Source organism: Rhodococcus spelaei (assembly GCF_006704125.1).
GTDB lineage: Bacteria > Actinomycetota > Actinomycetes > Mycobacteriales > Mycobacteriaceae > Rhodococcus_G > Rhodococcus_G spelaei.
The window spans coordinates 232,000-247,250 of sequence record NZ_VIGH01000002.1 but is presented as its reverse complement, the minus strand read 5'-3'; the positions used below and the strand labels follow the sequence as shown (position 1 = coordinate 247,250).

General features: G+C 69.0%; 14 protein-coding genes. 3 read left to right on the top strand and 11 right to left on the bottom strand.

The annotated features are described in order from the left end of the window. Positions 1-3: 3 nt before the first annotated feature. The 6 genes from FK531_RS04955 to FK531_RS04930 all read right to left on the bottom strand — a co-directional run bounded on the left by FK531_RS04955 (position 4) and on the right by FK531_RS04930 (position 7,248). Positions 4-1,248 carry an aminodeoxychorismate synthase component I gene (locus FK531_RS04955; RefSeq protein ID WP_142095742.1) on the bottom strand — a complete coding sequence of 415 codons (1,245 nt, stop codon included), beginning with the start codon at positions 1,246-1,248 and terminating at the stop codon, positions 4-6. Between the two features lie 49 nt (positions 1,249-1,297). Next, positions 1,298-2,401 carry a DUF2786 domain-containing protein gene (locus FK531_RS04950; protein ID WP_142095740.1) on the bottom strand — a complete coding sequence of 368 codons (1,104 nt, stop codon included), beginning with the start codon at positions 2,399-2,401 and terminating at the stop codon, positions 1,298-1,300. A 63-nt stretch (positions 2,402-2,464) separates the two neighbouring features. Then, on the bottom strand, positions 2,465-3,643 hold the full coding sequence (locus tag FK531_RS04945; RefSeq protein WP_142095738.1) for a DUF2786 domain-containing protein: 1,179 nt from the start codon (positions 3,641-3,643) through the stop codon (positions 2,465-2,467). Between the two features lies 1 nt (position 3,644). Next, a complete protein-coding gene (gene metG, locus FK531_RS04940) occupies positions 3,645-5,210 on the bottom strand; it encodes a methionine--tRNA ligase (protein WP_142095736.1) in 1,566 nt (521 codons plus the stop codon). Positions 5,211-5,272: 62 nt separating this feature from the next. Then, on the bottom strand, positions 5,273-6,385 hold the full coding sequence (locus tag FK531_RS04935) for an MBL fold metallo-hydrolase (RefSeq protein ID WP_142095734.1): 1,113 nt from the start codon (positions 6,383-6,385) through the stop codon (positions 5,273-5,275). Next, entirely contained in the window at positions 6,382-7,248 is an 867-nt protein-coding gene (locus FK531_RS04930) for an SDR family oxidoreductase (protein ID WP_142095732.1), read from the bottom strand. Before FK531_RS04930 ends, FK531_RS04935 begins: the two co-directional genes overlap by 4 nt. 100 nt (positions 7,249-7,348) lie before the next feature. On the opposite strand from FK531_RS04930, the gene FK531_RS04925 reads away from it, so the two are divergent. From FK531_RS04925 to FK531_RS04915, 3 genes are read left to right on the top strand one after another with little or no spacing between them, the layout of a single operon-like run. Next, positions 7,349-7,987, top strand: coding sequence for a TetR/AcrR family transcriptional regulator (locus FK531_RS04925; RefSeq protein WP_142095730.1), 639 nt, complete (start codon positions 7,349-7,351; stop codon positions 7,985-7,987). 53 nt (positions 7,988-8,040) lie between these two features. Further along, a complete protein-coding gene (locus FK531_RS04920) occupies positions 8,041-8,988 on the top strand; it encodes an alpha/beta hydrolase (protein ID WP_246097892.1) in 948 nt (315 codons plus the stop codon). Between the two features lie 47 nt (positions 8,989-9,035). Continuing rightward, complete coding sequence (locus tag FK531_RS04915) at positions 9,036-9,863, top strand: TatD family hydrolase (RefSeq protein WP_142095728.1); 828 nt, start codon at positions 9,036-9,038, stop codon at positions 9,861-9,863. 37 nt (positions 9,864-9,900) lie between these two features. Here FK531_RS04915 and FK531_RS04910 read toward each other — a convergent pair whose 3' ends face one another. The 5 genes from FK531_RS04910 to FK531_RS04895 form a co-directional block, all read right to left on the bottom strand. After that, complete coding sequence (locus FK531_RS04910; protein ID WP_142095726.1) at positions 9,901-11,523, bottom strand: long-chain fatty acid--CoA ligase; 1,623 nt, start codon at positions 11,521-11,523, stop codon at positions 9,901-9,903. A 122-nt stretch (positions 11,524-11,645) separates the two neighbouring features. Further along, the gene (locus tag FK531_RS04905; protein WP_246097890.1) at positions 11,646-12,713 is read right to left on the bottom strand and encodes an RNA-guided endonuclease InsQ/TnpB family protein; all 1,068 of its coding nucleotides are present in this window, start codon (positions 12,711-12,713) and stop codon (positions 11,646-11,648) included. A gap of 2 nt (positions 12,714-12,715) precedes the next feature. Continuing rightward, positions 12,716-12,841, bottom strand: a complete 126-nt coding sequence (locus FK531_RS22600; protein ID WP_246097888.1) for a helix-turn-helix domain-containing protein — start codon at positions 12,839-12,841, stop codon at positions 12,716-12,718. Positions 12,842-12,969: 128 nt separating this feature from the next. After that, positions 12,970-13,725, bottom strand: a complete 756-nt coding sequence (locus FK531_RS04900; protein WP_142095724.1) for an amino acid ABC transporter ATP-binding protein — start codon at positions 13,723-13,725, stop codon at positions 12,970-12,972. Further along, on the bottom strand, positions 13,722-15,176 hold the full coding sequence (locus tag FK531_RS04895) for an amino acid ABC transporter substrate-binding protein/permease (RefSeq protein ID WP_142095722.1): 1,455 nt from the start codon (positions 15,174-15,176) through the stop codon (positions 13,722-13,724). Before FK531_RS04895 ends, FK531_RS04900 begins: the two co-directional genes overlap by 4 nt. Between the last annotated feature and the right edge of the window lie 75 nt (positions 15,177-15,251).

The window sequence follows — 15,251 nt, the reverse complement described above, 5'->3', positions numbered from 1 at the left end:
GGATCAGGGTGGTGCGATCGGTAGGCCGAGCGAGAGGATGCTCGAGGCCTTGTCGAGGCATTCCTGCCACTCCGCATCCGGGTCGGAGTCGATGGTGATGCCCCCGCCGACGCCGAGCCTCGCCCCGCCGTCTGGATCGAACTCGACCGTGCGGATCGCCACGTTCAGTTCGGTTCCCGCCTGAGGGGTGGTGAAACCGACTGTCCCGCAATACACCCCTCGCGAGCTCTCCTCCCACCGGGACAGCAGCTGCCGGGCCCGGTGTTTCGGGCAGCCGGTGACCGATGCCGGTGGGAAGCTCGCGTCGAGCAGGTCGGCCGTGGTGGTCCCGGTCGGCACGGTGGCGGCAACGGTCGAGACCAGGTGCCAGACGCCGGGCGCGGGGTAGACGCCGAGCAGGTCGGTCACCGTCACCGAACCGGGGCGGGCCAGCCGGCCGAGGTCGTTGCGGACCAGGTCGACGATCATCACGTTCTCGGCGACGTCCTTGGTGGAGGCGCGAAGCAGGTCCGGGTCGCCCGCGATGGGGAGGGTGCCCTTGATCGGGCTCGAGGTGACCCGGTCTCCGTGCCGGGCGAGGTAGAGCTCCGGCGACAGCGAGGCCACCGCGCCCCACTCGCCTGCCACGAATGCGGCGCGTGCGGGCCCGGTCGCCTCCACCGCGTCCGCGAAGAAGTCCAGCGGATCGCCCTGTGCCCGGCCGCGGAAATGCGTGCACACACATGCCTGGTACACCTCGCCCTCGCGAATGGCCTCGAGGCATTGCTCGACCCCGCGACGGTGTGCGGCCCGGTCGGGTGGGGTCCAGTCGATGTGCCAGCTCCGAGGATCGGCTCGAGGGCGGGCCACGGCGGCCGACCAGTGTGGGGGGCAACGCTTCTCGGTGAGCGACTCGTACCACCAGCAGCCGTCCGTGTCCTGCCGCAGGACGCTGTCCGTCCAGCCCCCCGCGGATTCGGGCAGGGTGGGTGCAGGTGCGGCGGCGACGCGATCCGGGTAGGAGCGGTAGCCGATCCACCCGCCGCCGATCACCGGGCCACCGGAGTCGGGGGACCGACCGGTCACGTCGAAGGCGTGTGTCGGCTGGACCGGCGTGGCACGTACGGTCGGCGCGAGTATCGCGCGGGACCCGAACCAGTCGCCGATCAGGGCGGCGGGCGGTGCCTCGTGACGCTCGGCGGCGAGGCGCCCGAGTGCACGCAACACCTCGGCCGGGGTGCCGCCCTCTCCGATCCGCTCGATCCGCATCGGACAAGACTTTCACGAGCTCGCCCGCCACCCGAATCGTGTCCATTCCTCACCCCGCGATTGCGGAACCGTCCGAGGCCAACGTCGCCGCGTCGGCCGCGCTACGCCCGGCGTGCCATCCCCCGGCGTCGACCGCCGAACAGGTCATCTCGCGCATGGGGCCGAACAGCCGCGCGACCTCCGCCTGCACTGCCTCCGCGCGATTGGCGAGGATCGGCAGCAGGTCGCGGTACTCGACCTCCGACTCGACCACCGCCTGCGCGGTCGCCGCCTTGCCGGCCTCGGTCAGTCGCTGACCGATGCGGACGGCGAAGCCGAACAGGAATGCCTTGCGGAAAGGCGTGGAGCGAGAGCCCTTCTCACCCTCGGTCCGCATGGCGCGGGTGGCTTGGACGAGCAGCGAGGTGAACAACATCTCGACCTGTTCGAGGTCCACCGGAGACCCGACCACCGTCGCGATGCCGAGCTGTGCGGTGAAGGCGGTCTGCACCTGGTTGGCATCGCCGATCGAGGTGAGCAGCAGGACCTTCTGCTTCACGTACGGGTTGTCGAGGTGTATTCGCTTGCTGTGCACAACCACCCGGGAGCCGGGGGTAGCGGCCTCGAGCAGCGCCGCGCCGATCGCATATCGCGTCATCAGTTCCTGTGCCTTGGCGGTGAGGGTTTCCGCCTCCTCGGTGTATTCGGTGCTCTCGGCTTTCGCCAGCAGTCCCCGGATCTTGTTCAGCACCTTCGGATCCGCGGCGGTCGCCGAGGCGTGTGGATCCTCGGCGCGCCGGGTCGGCCACGCGGACGGCGGTGGGCACAGAACGTGCCAGCGCGGCAGTCGTCGCCACAGGAAGGTGAGTGATGCGCACTCGGCCGCGCCGATCTCCGCCGGATCGTTCCTCTCGGGGTGGACGTCGGCGATGGTCCGGAGCTGATCGAGCCAGCCCTGCGGCGCCCGCGACCACGCCCCGCTCAGATCCGCCTCGTGCAGCACTGTCACCGCGGCGCATCGGACCGCAGTGGCGTCGAGCGCGCGGCTCGCGACGTGTACCAGGTCGGCGGGTTGCCACCCGCGCTCGTAGGCGGCGGCCAGCGCGCCGATCAGCGCGTGCCACTGCTCGTCGGATGATTCAGGCTGTCGAATATGCGTTCGAATGCTCCCCATGGTGACAGTGTGCACCCGGGGTCCGACAAGTAACGTTCGGGCAGGTGAGAAGCCGTTTCGGGGCTACTTCCCGGGGCGGATCGGGCGGGCTCCGGGTGTGAGTGCGGCGTCGTCGGCGGACGCGCGGCCCGCGTACCAGCCGTGGGCGTCCACCGAGCGGGCTCGTGACTTGCGGGTGCCGGGGAACAGTCGGGTGAATTCCGAGTCCACCGCCGCCGATGCGCCGGCGAGGATCGGCAGCAGGGTGTTCAGCGGGACCGACTCGTCGGCGGCGGCGTCCTCGGTGGCCTTGGCGTCAGCCTCGCGAAGTCGTTGACCGATCCGGGAGGCGAATCCGGCGAGGAACGCCTTGCGGAACGGCGTGGTGCGCGAGCCGCTGCGACCCTCCGCGGCGCTGGACTGCATCGACCGGGTGGCCTGCACGAGCAGGGAGGTGAACAGCATGTCGACCTGCTGCAGGTCGATCGCGGTGCCGACGGCGGTGGCGATCGCGACGTCGGCGGCCCAGACGGTGCGCACCCGATTCGCCTCGCCGATCGCGGTCAGCAGATGCACCTTCTCTGTCAGGTACGGGTTGTCGAGGTGAAAGCGCCTGCTGTGCACCGCCGTTCGTCCCGCTGCCGAGCGCGAACGCACCAGCGCGGAGGTGATCGCGTAGCGCGTCATCAACTCCTGGGCCTTCGCCGTGAAGGTCTCGGCCTCGTGCTCGAACTCGGTGCGTTCGGCCTTGGCGAGCAGGCCACGGATACGGCCGAGCACCTTCGGATCGGCATCACCGGCGGGTTCCGACGTCGGCGCGTCGGCGCGGTGGGCGGGCCATTCCTCGGGCAGCGGCAGCAGAATCGTCGTGCCCGGCAGCCGATTCCACTCCGTGGCCAGTTCGGTCATCTGGTAGCCCAGGAAGCCGGACCGGCCCGCGACGAGGGCGCCCGCGAGATGGTCACCCCGCGGATCGTCGACCGGTACGCCGTCCGCGAGCCGGGCCTGATCCGGGTACTGGTCGGCGACCTCCCGGAGCTGGTCCGACCAGGCCGTCGGGGCTCGGTCCGCCGCGCGGCACTGTCGGGCCTGGTAGAGCACGGCGGTCGCGGCCAGGGCCGGCGGACACTCACCCTCGCGCCTGGTCAGATGCAGCAGGTCCGCGGGTTGCCAGCCACGCTCGTACGCGGCCGCGACCGCCCCGACGAGCGCCCCGGCCTCAGCGGACGGGCGCCCGTCGTCGAATGTGCCGCGCCCCGACATGTCAGGCGGTTTCGGGCTCCACGTACCGCGGGAACACCGGCGACGGCGCGGGCAGCGGGCTGCCCGCCACGATCCGCTCGCCCAGGTGCGCGAAGTCGCGGGCGCCCTCGGACTGTCCGAGCAGGTCGAGGATCTTCGACGCGGAGTCGGGCATCACGGGCTGGACCAGGATTCCGACGATTCGCACCACCTCGAGGGTGACGTACAGGACCGTCGCCATCCGGGCGGGGTCGGTCTTGCGCAGCACCCACGGTTCCTGCTGCGAGAAGTAGCGGTTGGTCTCGCCGAGCACGTGCCAGATCGCCTCGAGGGCGTGGTGCAGCGCCTGCACGTCGAACTCGGCGCGGCACTTCTCGAGCAGCGCGTCGGCCTGCGCGAGCAGGGCCCGGTCGTCGTCCGTGAGCTCGCCCGGCGTCGGCACCACGGCGTCGCAGTTCTTGGCGACCATGGTGAGCGACCGCTGTGCGAGGTTGCCCAGCTCGTTGGACAGGTCGGCGTTCATCCGGGTGACGATCGCCTCGTGGCTGTAGTTGCCGTCCTGGCCGTAGGAGATCTCCCGCAGCAGGAAGAAGCGCAGCGCGTCGAGGCCGTACTGCTCGACCATTTCGAGAGGGTCGACGACGTTGCCGAGTGACTTCGACATCTTCTCGCCCTTGTTGTAGAGGAATCCGTGCACGAAGACGCGCTTGGGGATCTCCAGGCCGGCCGACATCAGGAAGGCGGGCCAGTACACCGTGTGGAAGCGGCTGATGTCCTTGCCGATGATGTGCAGGTCGGCGGGCCAGTTCCGGGTGAACGCCTCCGAGTCGGTGTTCGGGTAGCCGACGCCGGTGAGGTAATTGGCCAGCGCGTCGACCCAGACGTACATCACGTGCGACGGGTCGCCGGGAACGGGCACACCCCAATCGAAGGTCGTGCGCGAGACCGACAGGTCCTTGAGTCCGCCGGAGACGAAGCTGACGATCTCGTTGCGCCGGGTGGACGGGGCGATGAACTCGGGGTGCGACTCGTAGAGCGCGAGCAGCTTGTCCTGGTACGCGGACAGTCGGAAGAAGTAGGTGGACTCCTCGGTCCACTCCACCTCGGTCTTCGTGTCCGTCGAGATCCGGTTGCCGTCCTCGAGCAGTGTGGTCTCGGACTCGGTGTAGTACGCCTCGTCGCGCACCGAGTACCAGCCCGCGTAGGTGTCGAGGTAGATGTCGCCGGCCGCAACCATCCGCTCCCAGATCGCCTGGCAGGCGAGCTCGTGATCGGTGTCCGTGGTGCGGATGAACCGGTCGTACGAGATGCCGAGCACCTTGTCCATCGCCTGGAAGACGTCGGAGTTCCGCGCCGCGAGTTCGCGGACGTCGATGCCCTCCTTGGCGGCGGTCTGCTGCATCTTCAGACCGTGCTCGTCGGTGCCCGTCATGAAGAACACGTCGAAGCCGTCGAGCCGCTTGAAGCGGGCGAGCGCATCGGAGGAGATGTACTCGTAGGCGTGTCCGATGTGCGGGGCGCCGTTCGGGTACGCGATCGCGGTCGTCAGATAGAACGGGGTCCGGGGGGCGGGAGCGGGCGAAGTCATGGTGGGCCTACTCTAACTGCGCCGCGCACGGCGGTGGCGCGCAGATCTGCCCGCGCACGCCCTCACCCGCGAGTACGCGGGGGGATCGTGATCGTGCCGTAGTCCAGCTCACCGTGACTGAACGTCGGGACGACCGGCCACTGCCGCTTCCAATTCGCGCACTCCGAAGACGGGATGACCTGCAGCCAGCGAGGATCGCGCTTCGAGGGCGACGCCATCGTCTTCTCCTTGACCATCGAGTCGTACTGGTCGAGGGAGTCCTCGAGGGTGTTTCCGTTCAGGACCACCTCGCGGCCGTAGAAGCGGGCCTGCTGCCGCACCCCGGGGATCCTCGAGTGCTCCGGCTGCCAGCTGTCGGGGGCCATGCCGTTCTCCGACGAGACCCACACCCCGTCGGGGGTGTTCACGCAGAGCGAGTGGTTGCCGTCGGTGTGACCCGGCGTCCACAGCAGACTGACACCGACGCCCAGTTCGACGTCACCGTCGAAGACCTCGAGCCGTTCGGCGGGCACACCGTCCATACCGCCGTCGACGTACCAGGCCCATTGCATCGGGTGCATCGACTCGAAGGTGCCGAGTTCCTTGCGGTGCACGAGCAGCCTGGCGTTCGGGAACAGTGCGTCGCGGGGTCGGGTCTCGCCTTCGATCACCGCGGTGCTGCCCATGATCATCCGCACGTCCTGCACATGCAGATGGTCGAAGCTGAGGTAGTCGACGTCCTCGTTGCGCAGCCCGAGGCGCGGCAGCACCTGCTCCGGGTCGTTGTAGTACTTGACGAAGAGCGACTCCGCCCGGAGCTTGCGCGACAACTTCTGCAGCTTGGCGTAGAACGGCGCCTCCGCGGAGCCGGCCGCGACGGTGGGCTCCCAGACCAGGGTCTTGAGTTCGCCGTCGAAACCGTCGAACTGGATGACGAACATCCGGTTGATGATCGAGATCATCGGGTTGGCGTTGACGGAGTATCCCTGGAAGGCGAACCGGGCCGGGTACGGCGCGGCGGCGATGTCGACACTCTTGATCGCCCGCACCTGTCCCTGTGTCAGGAAGCGTTCTCGGTAGCGCAGGGCGGCGTCGCGGACGGCCTCGAGCCGTGCGCCGCGCGGCCAGACGTCGTGGACGCCGTCGAACTCGGGGATCGGGCGGACAGCCGTGGTGGGGGGATCGGTTCTGGTCATTTGTCGTTTCCTGACGGATCGGTGTCGGTGGAGGTGTCGGTGCCGAGGACGCGGCGTTCGTAGTCGGTCCGTGCGGTCGTGTCCCGGACGGCTTCGACCTGGTCCGGCACCATCGCGCGGAAGACCAGGTCGCGGACCGGTCGAGGCAGGACGTTCACCGCGCGGACCAGCGGTCCGAGGTAGCCGGGCACGGTCACCTCGAACCGTGGGCGCTCGATGACGGCGACGACGGCCCGGGCGACGTCCTCCGGCTGGAGCATCGCTGCGGCCCCGGTGGCGGTGCCGACGGCGAGCTCGGTGTTCACGACCGCCGGCATGACCACCGACAGGTGCACCCCGCTGCGTCGCAGTTCGGCCCGGACGCCGGTGAGGTAGCCGAGCACTGCGTGCTTGGTCGCTGCGTAGGTCGACTCGCCCGGCGGTGAGAGCTTCGACGCCGCGGACGCGACGGTGACGATGTGCCCGGCGCCGCGCTCGCGCATGGCGGGCGCGGCGAGGGTCACGCCGTTGACGACCCCGTGCACGTTGACGTCGAACTGGCGACGGCGGGCCGACTCGGGTTCGGCGTCGAACGGGCCGACCCACATCACGCCGGCGTTGTTGACCAGCACGTCGAGCGGGCCCCACAGCGCCTCGACCGCGCGGAGGAAGGCGGCGAAGGAGTCCCGGTCGGCGACGTCGAGGTCGAAACCCTGTGCGGTGCCGGTCATTTCGGCGGCGGTGCGGCGCGCGCCGGCGCCGTCCCGGTCGCCGATGGCCACCCGCGCCCCGGCCTGGGTGAGCTGGGAGGCGATCTCGCGGCCGATTCCCCGGGCGCCGCCGGTCACCGCGACGACGCGTCCGGTCAGTGGTGTCACTGTCATGTCGGTCTCGCTCCTCGTGTCGGCCGGATCGCACTGATGTGACATGGCGTCATGTCAGATGAGACTACCCTCGAATGCGGGGATGGGGGAAGGTACGAGGATGACTCTCGCTCGCGGCGCCGGCCGCAGGTACTCGGGGCTCGATGCCGGGCAGCGCGCGGTCGCCCGACGCACTGCGATCCTGGCTGCGGCGCTCGAACTCTTCGGCGCGAAGGGCTACGCCGCGACCTCCGTCAAGCAGATCTGCGCGGAGGCGGAGCTGACCGAGCGGTACTTCTACGAGTCGTTCAAGGACCGGCATGCCTGCCTGGTCGCCCTGTATGCCGAGGTAGTCGACACCGTCAGGGGAGCGACCACCGGCGCACTCGAGTCCGCAGGTCCGTCGCCGCGGGCGATGGCCGACGCCGGGCTGGCGGCCTTCGTCGAATGCCTCACCGAGGACGCTCGCCGCGCGCGCATCGTGCTGATCGAGGTGGTCGGTGTGTCGGCCGAGCTGGAGGAGGCCCGGTTGGGAGTGCTCCGCGAGTTCGCCGAACTCGTGACGGCGGTGTGGCTGCCGGAACTGCGACCGGACGTGTCTGCCGAGTTCGCGTCGCTGACGGCCGTCGCGCTGGTGGGGGCGGTCAACCACCTGCTGGTCGATTGGCTGCTGGGCGGTCGTCGTCAGCGCGTCGAGACGCTCGTCGAGGTGTGTGCGACGTTGTTCGAAGCGGCGCAGGACAGGCTGAGTCGATCTTGAGGATCTGACACGCATGCTTGTCAGATCGGTGTCGGAGGGGCATCGTGTTGCCCATGCCACCACTCGCCGAGCCGACCGCCACGACCCCGTCGCGGGCCAGCCGCATCGTCGCCGCCGTCATGTACGTCACGATCCGCCAGTTCGGCGCGGTGCTGTCGCCCACCCGACTCGGTGCCCGGGTCGGGCGACTGGGGATGCAGGTGTTGCGCCTGGTCATGCCGTCATGGGGGGTGTTCCACGTTCGGGTCCGCGAGAGCGGCGTCGAGGGCGAGTGGGTCGGCGCGGTGCCGGAGCCGGGTACGCGCGTCGTCTACTACCTGCACGGCAGCGCCTACTTCTCCTGTTCGCCCGGCACACACAGAGGGCTGATCGACAGGGTCGGGCAGGCGTGTGGACGGCCGGTGTTCGCGCTGCGGTACCGCCTCGCGCCTGAGCACCCGTTCCCGGCCGCCCACGACGACGCGCTCGCCGGGTACCGCTGGTTGCTCGGCCGCGGCCACCGGCCGGAGGACATCGTCGTCGCCGGTGACTCGGCGGGCGGTCACCTCGCGCTCGGGCTCGCGGGGGAGCTGGTCCGTCGGGGTCTGCCACAGCCGGCCGCTCTGGTGCTGTTCTCGCCCGTCGTCGACCCCACCATGACGCTGGCCGCGACCCGCGAGCCGGCCGTGCGTGATCCGTACGCGAAGGCCGCCACGGGTCGCCGACTGATCGGCATGTACCTCGCCGACGCCGACCCGGCCGACCCCAGACTGGATGTCGCGTCCGGGGCAGGTCCGGCGCTGGCGCCGATGCTGGTCCACGTCGGCGGGCGAGAGGTCCTGCAGGCCGACGCCGAGCACCTCGCCGCGGCGTCTCTCGCGGCGGGTGGGCGATGCGAGCTGCGGGTCTGGCCCGGCCAGGTGCACGTGTTCCAGGCCGGCTATCTCGCGGTGCCCGAGGCCGTCGACGCACTCGCTCAGGTCACGCGCTTCGTCGACGAGGTGGACGCGCAGCGGGTCTGACCGAGGGTGGTGCGGCCGCGGCCCGCGGCGCCGTCGACAATGTCCGCATGAGCAAAGATCGTCCGGCCCCGGACCTGCCCGAGCCGCTCGCGCCGCTGATCGACGCGCATACCCACCTCGACGCCTGCGGCGCGAGCGACGCCGAGTCGGTGGCCGACATCCTCGACCGCGCCTCGAAGGTGGGCGTCGGCCGGGTCGTCACCGTCGCCGACGACCTGGCGGCCGCGCGGTTCGCGGTCGACGCCGCGCACTGGGACCCGAGGGTGTACGCGGCGGTGGCGATCCACCCGACTCGCGCCAACGTCCTCGACGAGGCGACCAAGGCGGAGATCGAGCGGCTCGCGGCCGACCCTCGGACCGTCGCGGTCGGCGAGACCGGCCTCGACTACTACTGGCCCGGCAAGCTGGACGGCTGCGCAGGGATCGAGGAGCAGGTCGAGGGCTTCCGCTGGCACATCGACCTGGCCAAGCGGCTGCGCAAGCCGCTGATGATCCACAACCGCGAGGCCGACCACGACCTGCTGACCGTGCTGCTCGACGAGGGCGCTCCGGAGACGGTGATCTTCCATTGCTTCTCGTCGGACGCGACGATGGCGCTGGCGTGCGTCGAGGCGGGCTACGTGCTCAGCTTCTCCGGGACCGTCAGCTTCCGCAACGCCCGCGAGCTGCACGAGGCGGCGAAACTGGTGCCCGACGACCAGCTGCTGGTCGAGACCGACGCGCCGTTCCTGACTCCGCACCCGTTCCGGGGCGCTCCGAACGAGCCGTACTGCCTGCCGTACACGGTCCGGTCGCTGGCGCGCACGCGTGGCCAGGATCCCCTCGAACTGGCCGCCGCCGCCACCGCGACTGCGGAGCGGGTCTACGGAATCTGACGGCGACGGCAGTCCGAGGGGTCTCAGGGCGCGGTGGTCAGAGGCGGACCACGTCGAGTCCGCCGTCCTGGAACCGCGCCCGCAGCCGCTTCTTGTCGAACTTGCCGACGCTGGTCTTGGGCACCTCCTCGATCAGCGCCCAGTTCTCCGGCAGCTGCCACTTGGCGACCTTGTCCGCCAGGAAGTCGCGCAGGTCCGCGACGGACGTCCCGCTACCCTCGCGCAGCACGACCGCGACCAGTGGCCGCTCGTCCCACTTCTCGTCCGGCACGCCGATCACCGCGGCCTCGGCGACCGACGGGTGGCCCATCACGGCGTTCTCCAGGTCGACCGAGGAGATCCACTCGCCGCCGGACTTGATGATGTCCTTGGAGCGGTCGGTCAGGGTGAGGTAGCCGTCGGCGGTGATGCTGCCGACGTCGCCGGTGCGCAGCCATCCGCCGTCGAACTTGTCGGCGTCGTCCACGCCGTAGTACGAGCCGGTGATCCACGGTCCGCGGACCTCGAGCTCGCCGATGCCGGTGCCGTCGTGCGGGACCACTGCGCCCTCGTCGTCGACCAGGCGGGCCTGGACCGACGCGGGGAAGCGGCCCTGGGTGAAGCGGTAGGCCCAGCGCTCGTCGCCGGTGGCGTCGGCGGGCGGTCGCGCGACGGACCCGAGTGGCGAGGTCTCGGTCATGCCCCAGGCGTGCAGCACCGTCACCTGGTGCTCGTCCTCGAATGCCCGCATCAGCGACGGCGGCACCGCGGACCCGCCGATCAGCACCTCCTTCATGCTGGAGATGTCCTGCGGATGCTGTTCGAGATGGAGGTGCAGGCCCTGCCAGATGGTGGGGACGGCCGCAGCCATCGTCGGCTTCTCGGAGGCGATGATCTCGGCGAGCGGGCCGGGCTGGAGGAACCGGTCCGGCATGATCAGGGTCGCGCCGATCATGAAGGCGGCGTAGGGCAGTCCCCACGACATCGCGTGGAACTGCGGCACGACCGCGAGGGCGCGATCGCCCTGGCGCAGGTTCGGGCCGTCGCTCATGCACACCTGCATGGAGTGCAGGTAGATCGAACGGTGCGAGTACACAACACCTTTCGGGTCCCCGGTGGTCCCGGAGGTGTAGCACATCGCGGCCGCGCTGCGCTCGTCCACCTCTGGCCAGTCGAACTCCTGCGGTTGTCCCGCCAGCAGGTCCTCGTAGCTGTGCACCTGTACGCCCGCCGGCGCCTGCAGACCCGCGGTGTCCTTGCCCGTGACGATGACGTGCTTGACCGTCGTCAGCTGCGGCAGTTGGGGGGCCAGCAGCGGGATCAGCGTCGGGTCGACGATGACGACGTGGTCCTCGGCATGGTTGGCGACGTGGACCAGCTGCTCGGGGAACAGTCGGATGTTCAGGGTGTGCAGGACGGCGCCCATCGCCGGCACGGCCAGGTACACCTCGAGGTGTTCGGCGTTGTTCCACATGAAGGTCGCCACTCGCTGGTCGCCGGTGACACCCAGCCCGCGCAGGGCGTGCGCCAGTGCGGCCGTGCGACGGCCGACATCGGCGTAGCTCTCGCGCCGCGGCCCCTGGTCGGTCCAGGTGACCACCTCCGCGGCGCCGTGCACGCTGGCGCCGTGGCGCAGGATCTGCGCGATCGACAGTGGGGCGTCTTGCATCGTGCTCAGCATGGCAACTCCTGGTTCGTGCGTGGCCGGCCCGTGATCGGGCCCGGCTCGCCGGTGTGGTCCGAGTCACATGCTATTGACATCCTCCCGGCCGTGAACGGCCGGGAGTCCTACGCGTCGCAGCATCACGCTGCATCCGTTCGGTGGGTTCCTGGTTCAATGCTGACCGCCCCGGCAAGCCGGAGTCTGACATCTGCTCCACAAGCATTTAATGACTCGGCCAGCCCGGCCGCGTCGGCAATGTTCACTCCCGCGTTGTAGTCCCGATCCAGGTGCGCCCCGCACGGACACACCCATTCCCGAACCGACAACGATTTCTTGTCCCCAACCGACCCGCAGATTGAGCAGGTGCGGGTCGACGGGAACAAACGGTCGACCTTGACGACCGTCTGCCCGTACCTGACGGATTTCTCCTCGAGCAGCCGGACGAGGGTGCTCCATCCGGCGTCGTGCACAGACTTCGCCAAACGGGTTCGTGCGAGCCCGGCGATGGCGAGGTCCTCGACCGCGATCACTTGGTTGTCGTGAACGAGCCGGTGCGCGAGTTTGTGGTGCTGGTCGAGCCGAGTTTCCCTCACTTTCCGGTGCAAGACCGCCACCCGGCGGCGGGCCTTGCCCCGGTTCTTCGAGCCCTTCTCCTTGCGGGCCAACGCCTTCTGCCCGCAGGCGAGACGACGTTCCGCTCCCCGCAGGTGGCGGGGTGCGCGGATCTTCTCCCGGGTTCCGTCCGAGCGGACGATCGCCGCCAGATCCGTCAGGCCCAAGTCGATACCGGCGACCGTCGTAGACGGGGGCAGTGGCGTCGCGGAGGTTTCGACGACGAACGAGACGTAGTACCGGCCATCGGCCTCCCGGACGACGGTGGCCGAGGACGGCGCGGACGGCAGTCCGCGGGACCACGCCAGCTCGACGTCACCGATCTTCGCCAACCGCACACCCCGGCCGGTGACTGTGAACCCGTTGCGGGTCAGCCGGATCGACTGCCTGTTGCCCTTGCGGGACCGGAACCTCGGTGCCCCGACCCGCTGGCCCTTCCTCCTTCCCGAGAGACTGTCGAAGAAGTTTCGGTACGCGCGGCGGGCGTCCTGACATGCCTGCACCAGCGCCACCGACGCCACCTCACCCAACCATGCCCGTTCGGGTGTGCTCTTCGCCGCCGTGACCACCAGGCGTTGCACCTCGGTGTCCGTCATCTTCACCCCAGCAGCACGGGCGTCCTGCCGGACCCTGAGCGCGTCGTTGAACACCACCCGAACGCCCGGGCCAGCATCTGCTGCTGACCGCCGGTCGGGTAGGCACGGTACCGGTAGCGAACGATCATGAATCACACACTCCCACCACGGTCCGACATCCGCGGCACACCACCACCGGATTGGCTATCCCGGGCCGTGGACGACAGGGCTTGCGCCGAATGATCCCGGTCACGGCGTCCCGCCCCGTCGCGGGCGGTCACAGCACCTTGCGCAGGAAGTCCTGGGTGCGCTCGTGCTGCGGGTTCCCGAACAGTTCGGCGGGCGTTCCCTCCTCGACGATGTAGCCGTCGGCCATGAAGATCACCCGGTCCGAGACCTCGCGCGCGAAGCCCATCTCGTGCGTCACGACGACCATCGTCATGCCCTCGGCGGCGAGGTCGCGCAGCACCTGGAGCACCTCGCCGACCATCTCCGGGTCCAGCGCGCTGGTCGCCTCGTCGAAGAGCATGATGTCCGGGCTCATCGCCAGTGCCCGCGCGATCGCGACCCGCTGCTTCTGCCCGCCGGACAGGCTGGCGGGCTTGGCGTTCGCCTTCTCGCCGAGGCCCACCTGTGCGAGCAGCTTCAGCGCGGTCGCCCGGGCCTCCTCCTTGGTGGCCTTCTTGGTCTGGACCGGTGCGAGCATCACGTTCTCCAGCGCCGTCATGTGCGGGAACAGGTTGAAGTGCTGGAACACCATCCCGATGTGCTGGCGGACCTTGTCGATGTCGACCTTCTTGTCGGTCAGGTCGAACCCGTCGACGATCACGGTCCCGCCGGTGATGTCCTCGAGTTTGTTCAGGCAGCGCAGGAAGGTGCTCTTGCCGGAGCCGGACGGTCCGATGACGCACACCACCTCGCCGCCCACGATGTCCACGTCGATGCCCTTGAGCACCTCGTTCTCGCCGAAGGACTTCACCAGTCCCGAGACGCGGATCTTGGGTTCGGTTGTCACGCTTGTCGACTCGCTCACGCGGTGATCCTCTTCTCGAGCCGGTTGGAGAGTTTGGTCAGCGCCATGATGATGACGAAGTAGAAGATGCCGACGATCAGCCACATGTTGAAGGACTCGAAGTTCCTCGCGATGATGATCTTGCCGGTCTGGGTGAGTTCGGCGATGCCGATCACCGACAGGATCGAGGTGTCCTTGAGCGTGATGACCGCCTGGTTGACGAACGAGGGCATCATCGTCCGGACCGCTTGCGGCAGCACCACCTTGCGCATCGACGGCAGGTAGCCCATGCCGAGGCTGCGGGCCGCCTCCATCTGCCCCTTGTCGACGGACTGGATGCCGCCGCGGATGATCTCGGTGATGTAGGCGCCGGCGTTCAGGCTCAGCGTGATGATGCCCGCGGTCATGGCCGGCATCTGGAAGTTCAGCGCGGCAGGGATGCCGAAGTAGATGAAGAACGCCTGCACGAGCAGCGGGGTGCCGCGGAAGACGTCGACGTAGGTGACGCCGATCGCCCGCAGGATCCGGCTCGTCGAGACCCGGAGGAACCCGAAGACCAGCCCGAGCACCAACGCGATCGCCAACGAGACGACGGTCAGCACGATGGTCAGCCACAGGCCCTTGAGCAGCTGCGGGTAGGTGCTCTTGAGGAGTGAGAAGAAGCCCTTGCCGCCCTGGCTCTGCGGTTGCTCGCCGAGGTAGGTGTTCAGGATCTTGTCGTACTGCCCGCTCGCCCGCAGGTTTGCCAGTCCGGCGTTGAACTTGGCGAGCAGTTCGGCGTTCTGGCCCTTCGACACCGCGAAGCCGTAGGAGTTGCCGGCCTCCTTGTCGGTGACGGTCTTGAGGCCGTTGCCCTGTGCGATGCCGTAGAGCAGAACCGGGTAGTCGTCGAACACGGCCGCAGAGTTCCCGGTCTTGACGTCGTCGTACATGCTCGCGGAGTCGTCGAAGGTGACGGTGCTGAAGCCGTACCTGTCCTTGATCGAGTCCGCGAAGGTGGCGCCCTCGGTGCCGGTCTTGACCGCGACGCGTTTGCCGCGCAGGTCCTCGTAGGACTTGATGTTGTCGTTCGACTTCGCGACGGCCATCTGCACGCCGGAGGCGAAGTACGGGTCGGAGAAGTCGAAGACCAGTTTGCGCTCGTCGGTGATCGACATGCCGGCCATGACCGCGTCCACCTGACGCGACTGGAGGGCCTGGACGGCGGCGTTGAAGCCGAGCGGCTTGACCACGTAGCGGAAGTTCTGGTCCTCGGCGATGGCCTTGAGCAGGTCCATGTCGATCCCGACGAAGTCGCCCTGCTCGTTCTGGAACTCGAACGGGGCGAACGTGACGTCGGTGGCGATCACATAGGTCTTGCCGGAGTCGGGCTGGGCGGCGGCGGTGCCGGGGCCGAAGACGAGGCCGAGCAGGGCGAGGACGCCGAGCAGGACGGGCAGTCGGGCGAGTGTTCGGCGTCTGTGTGTGCGCATTCACGTCACTTCCTGGTAGCCGTGTCGCGGGCGGTGACCCGGCGTCTGACCCTAGTCCGCAACGTTCTTCTCTGC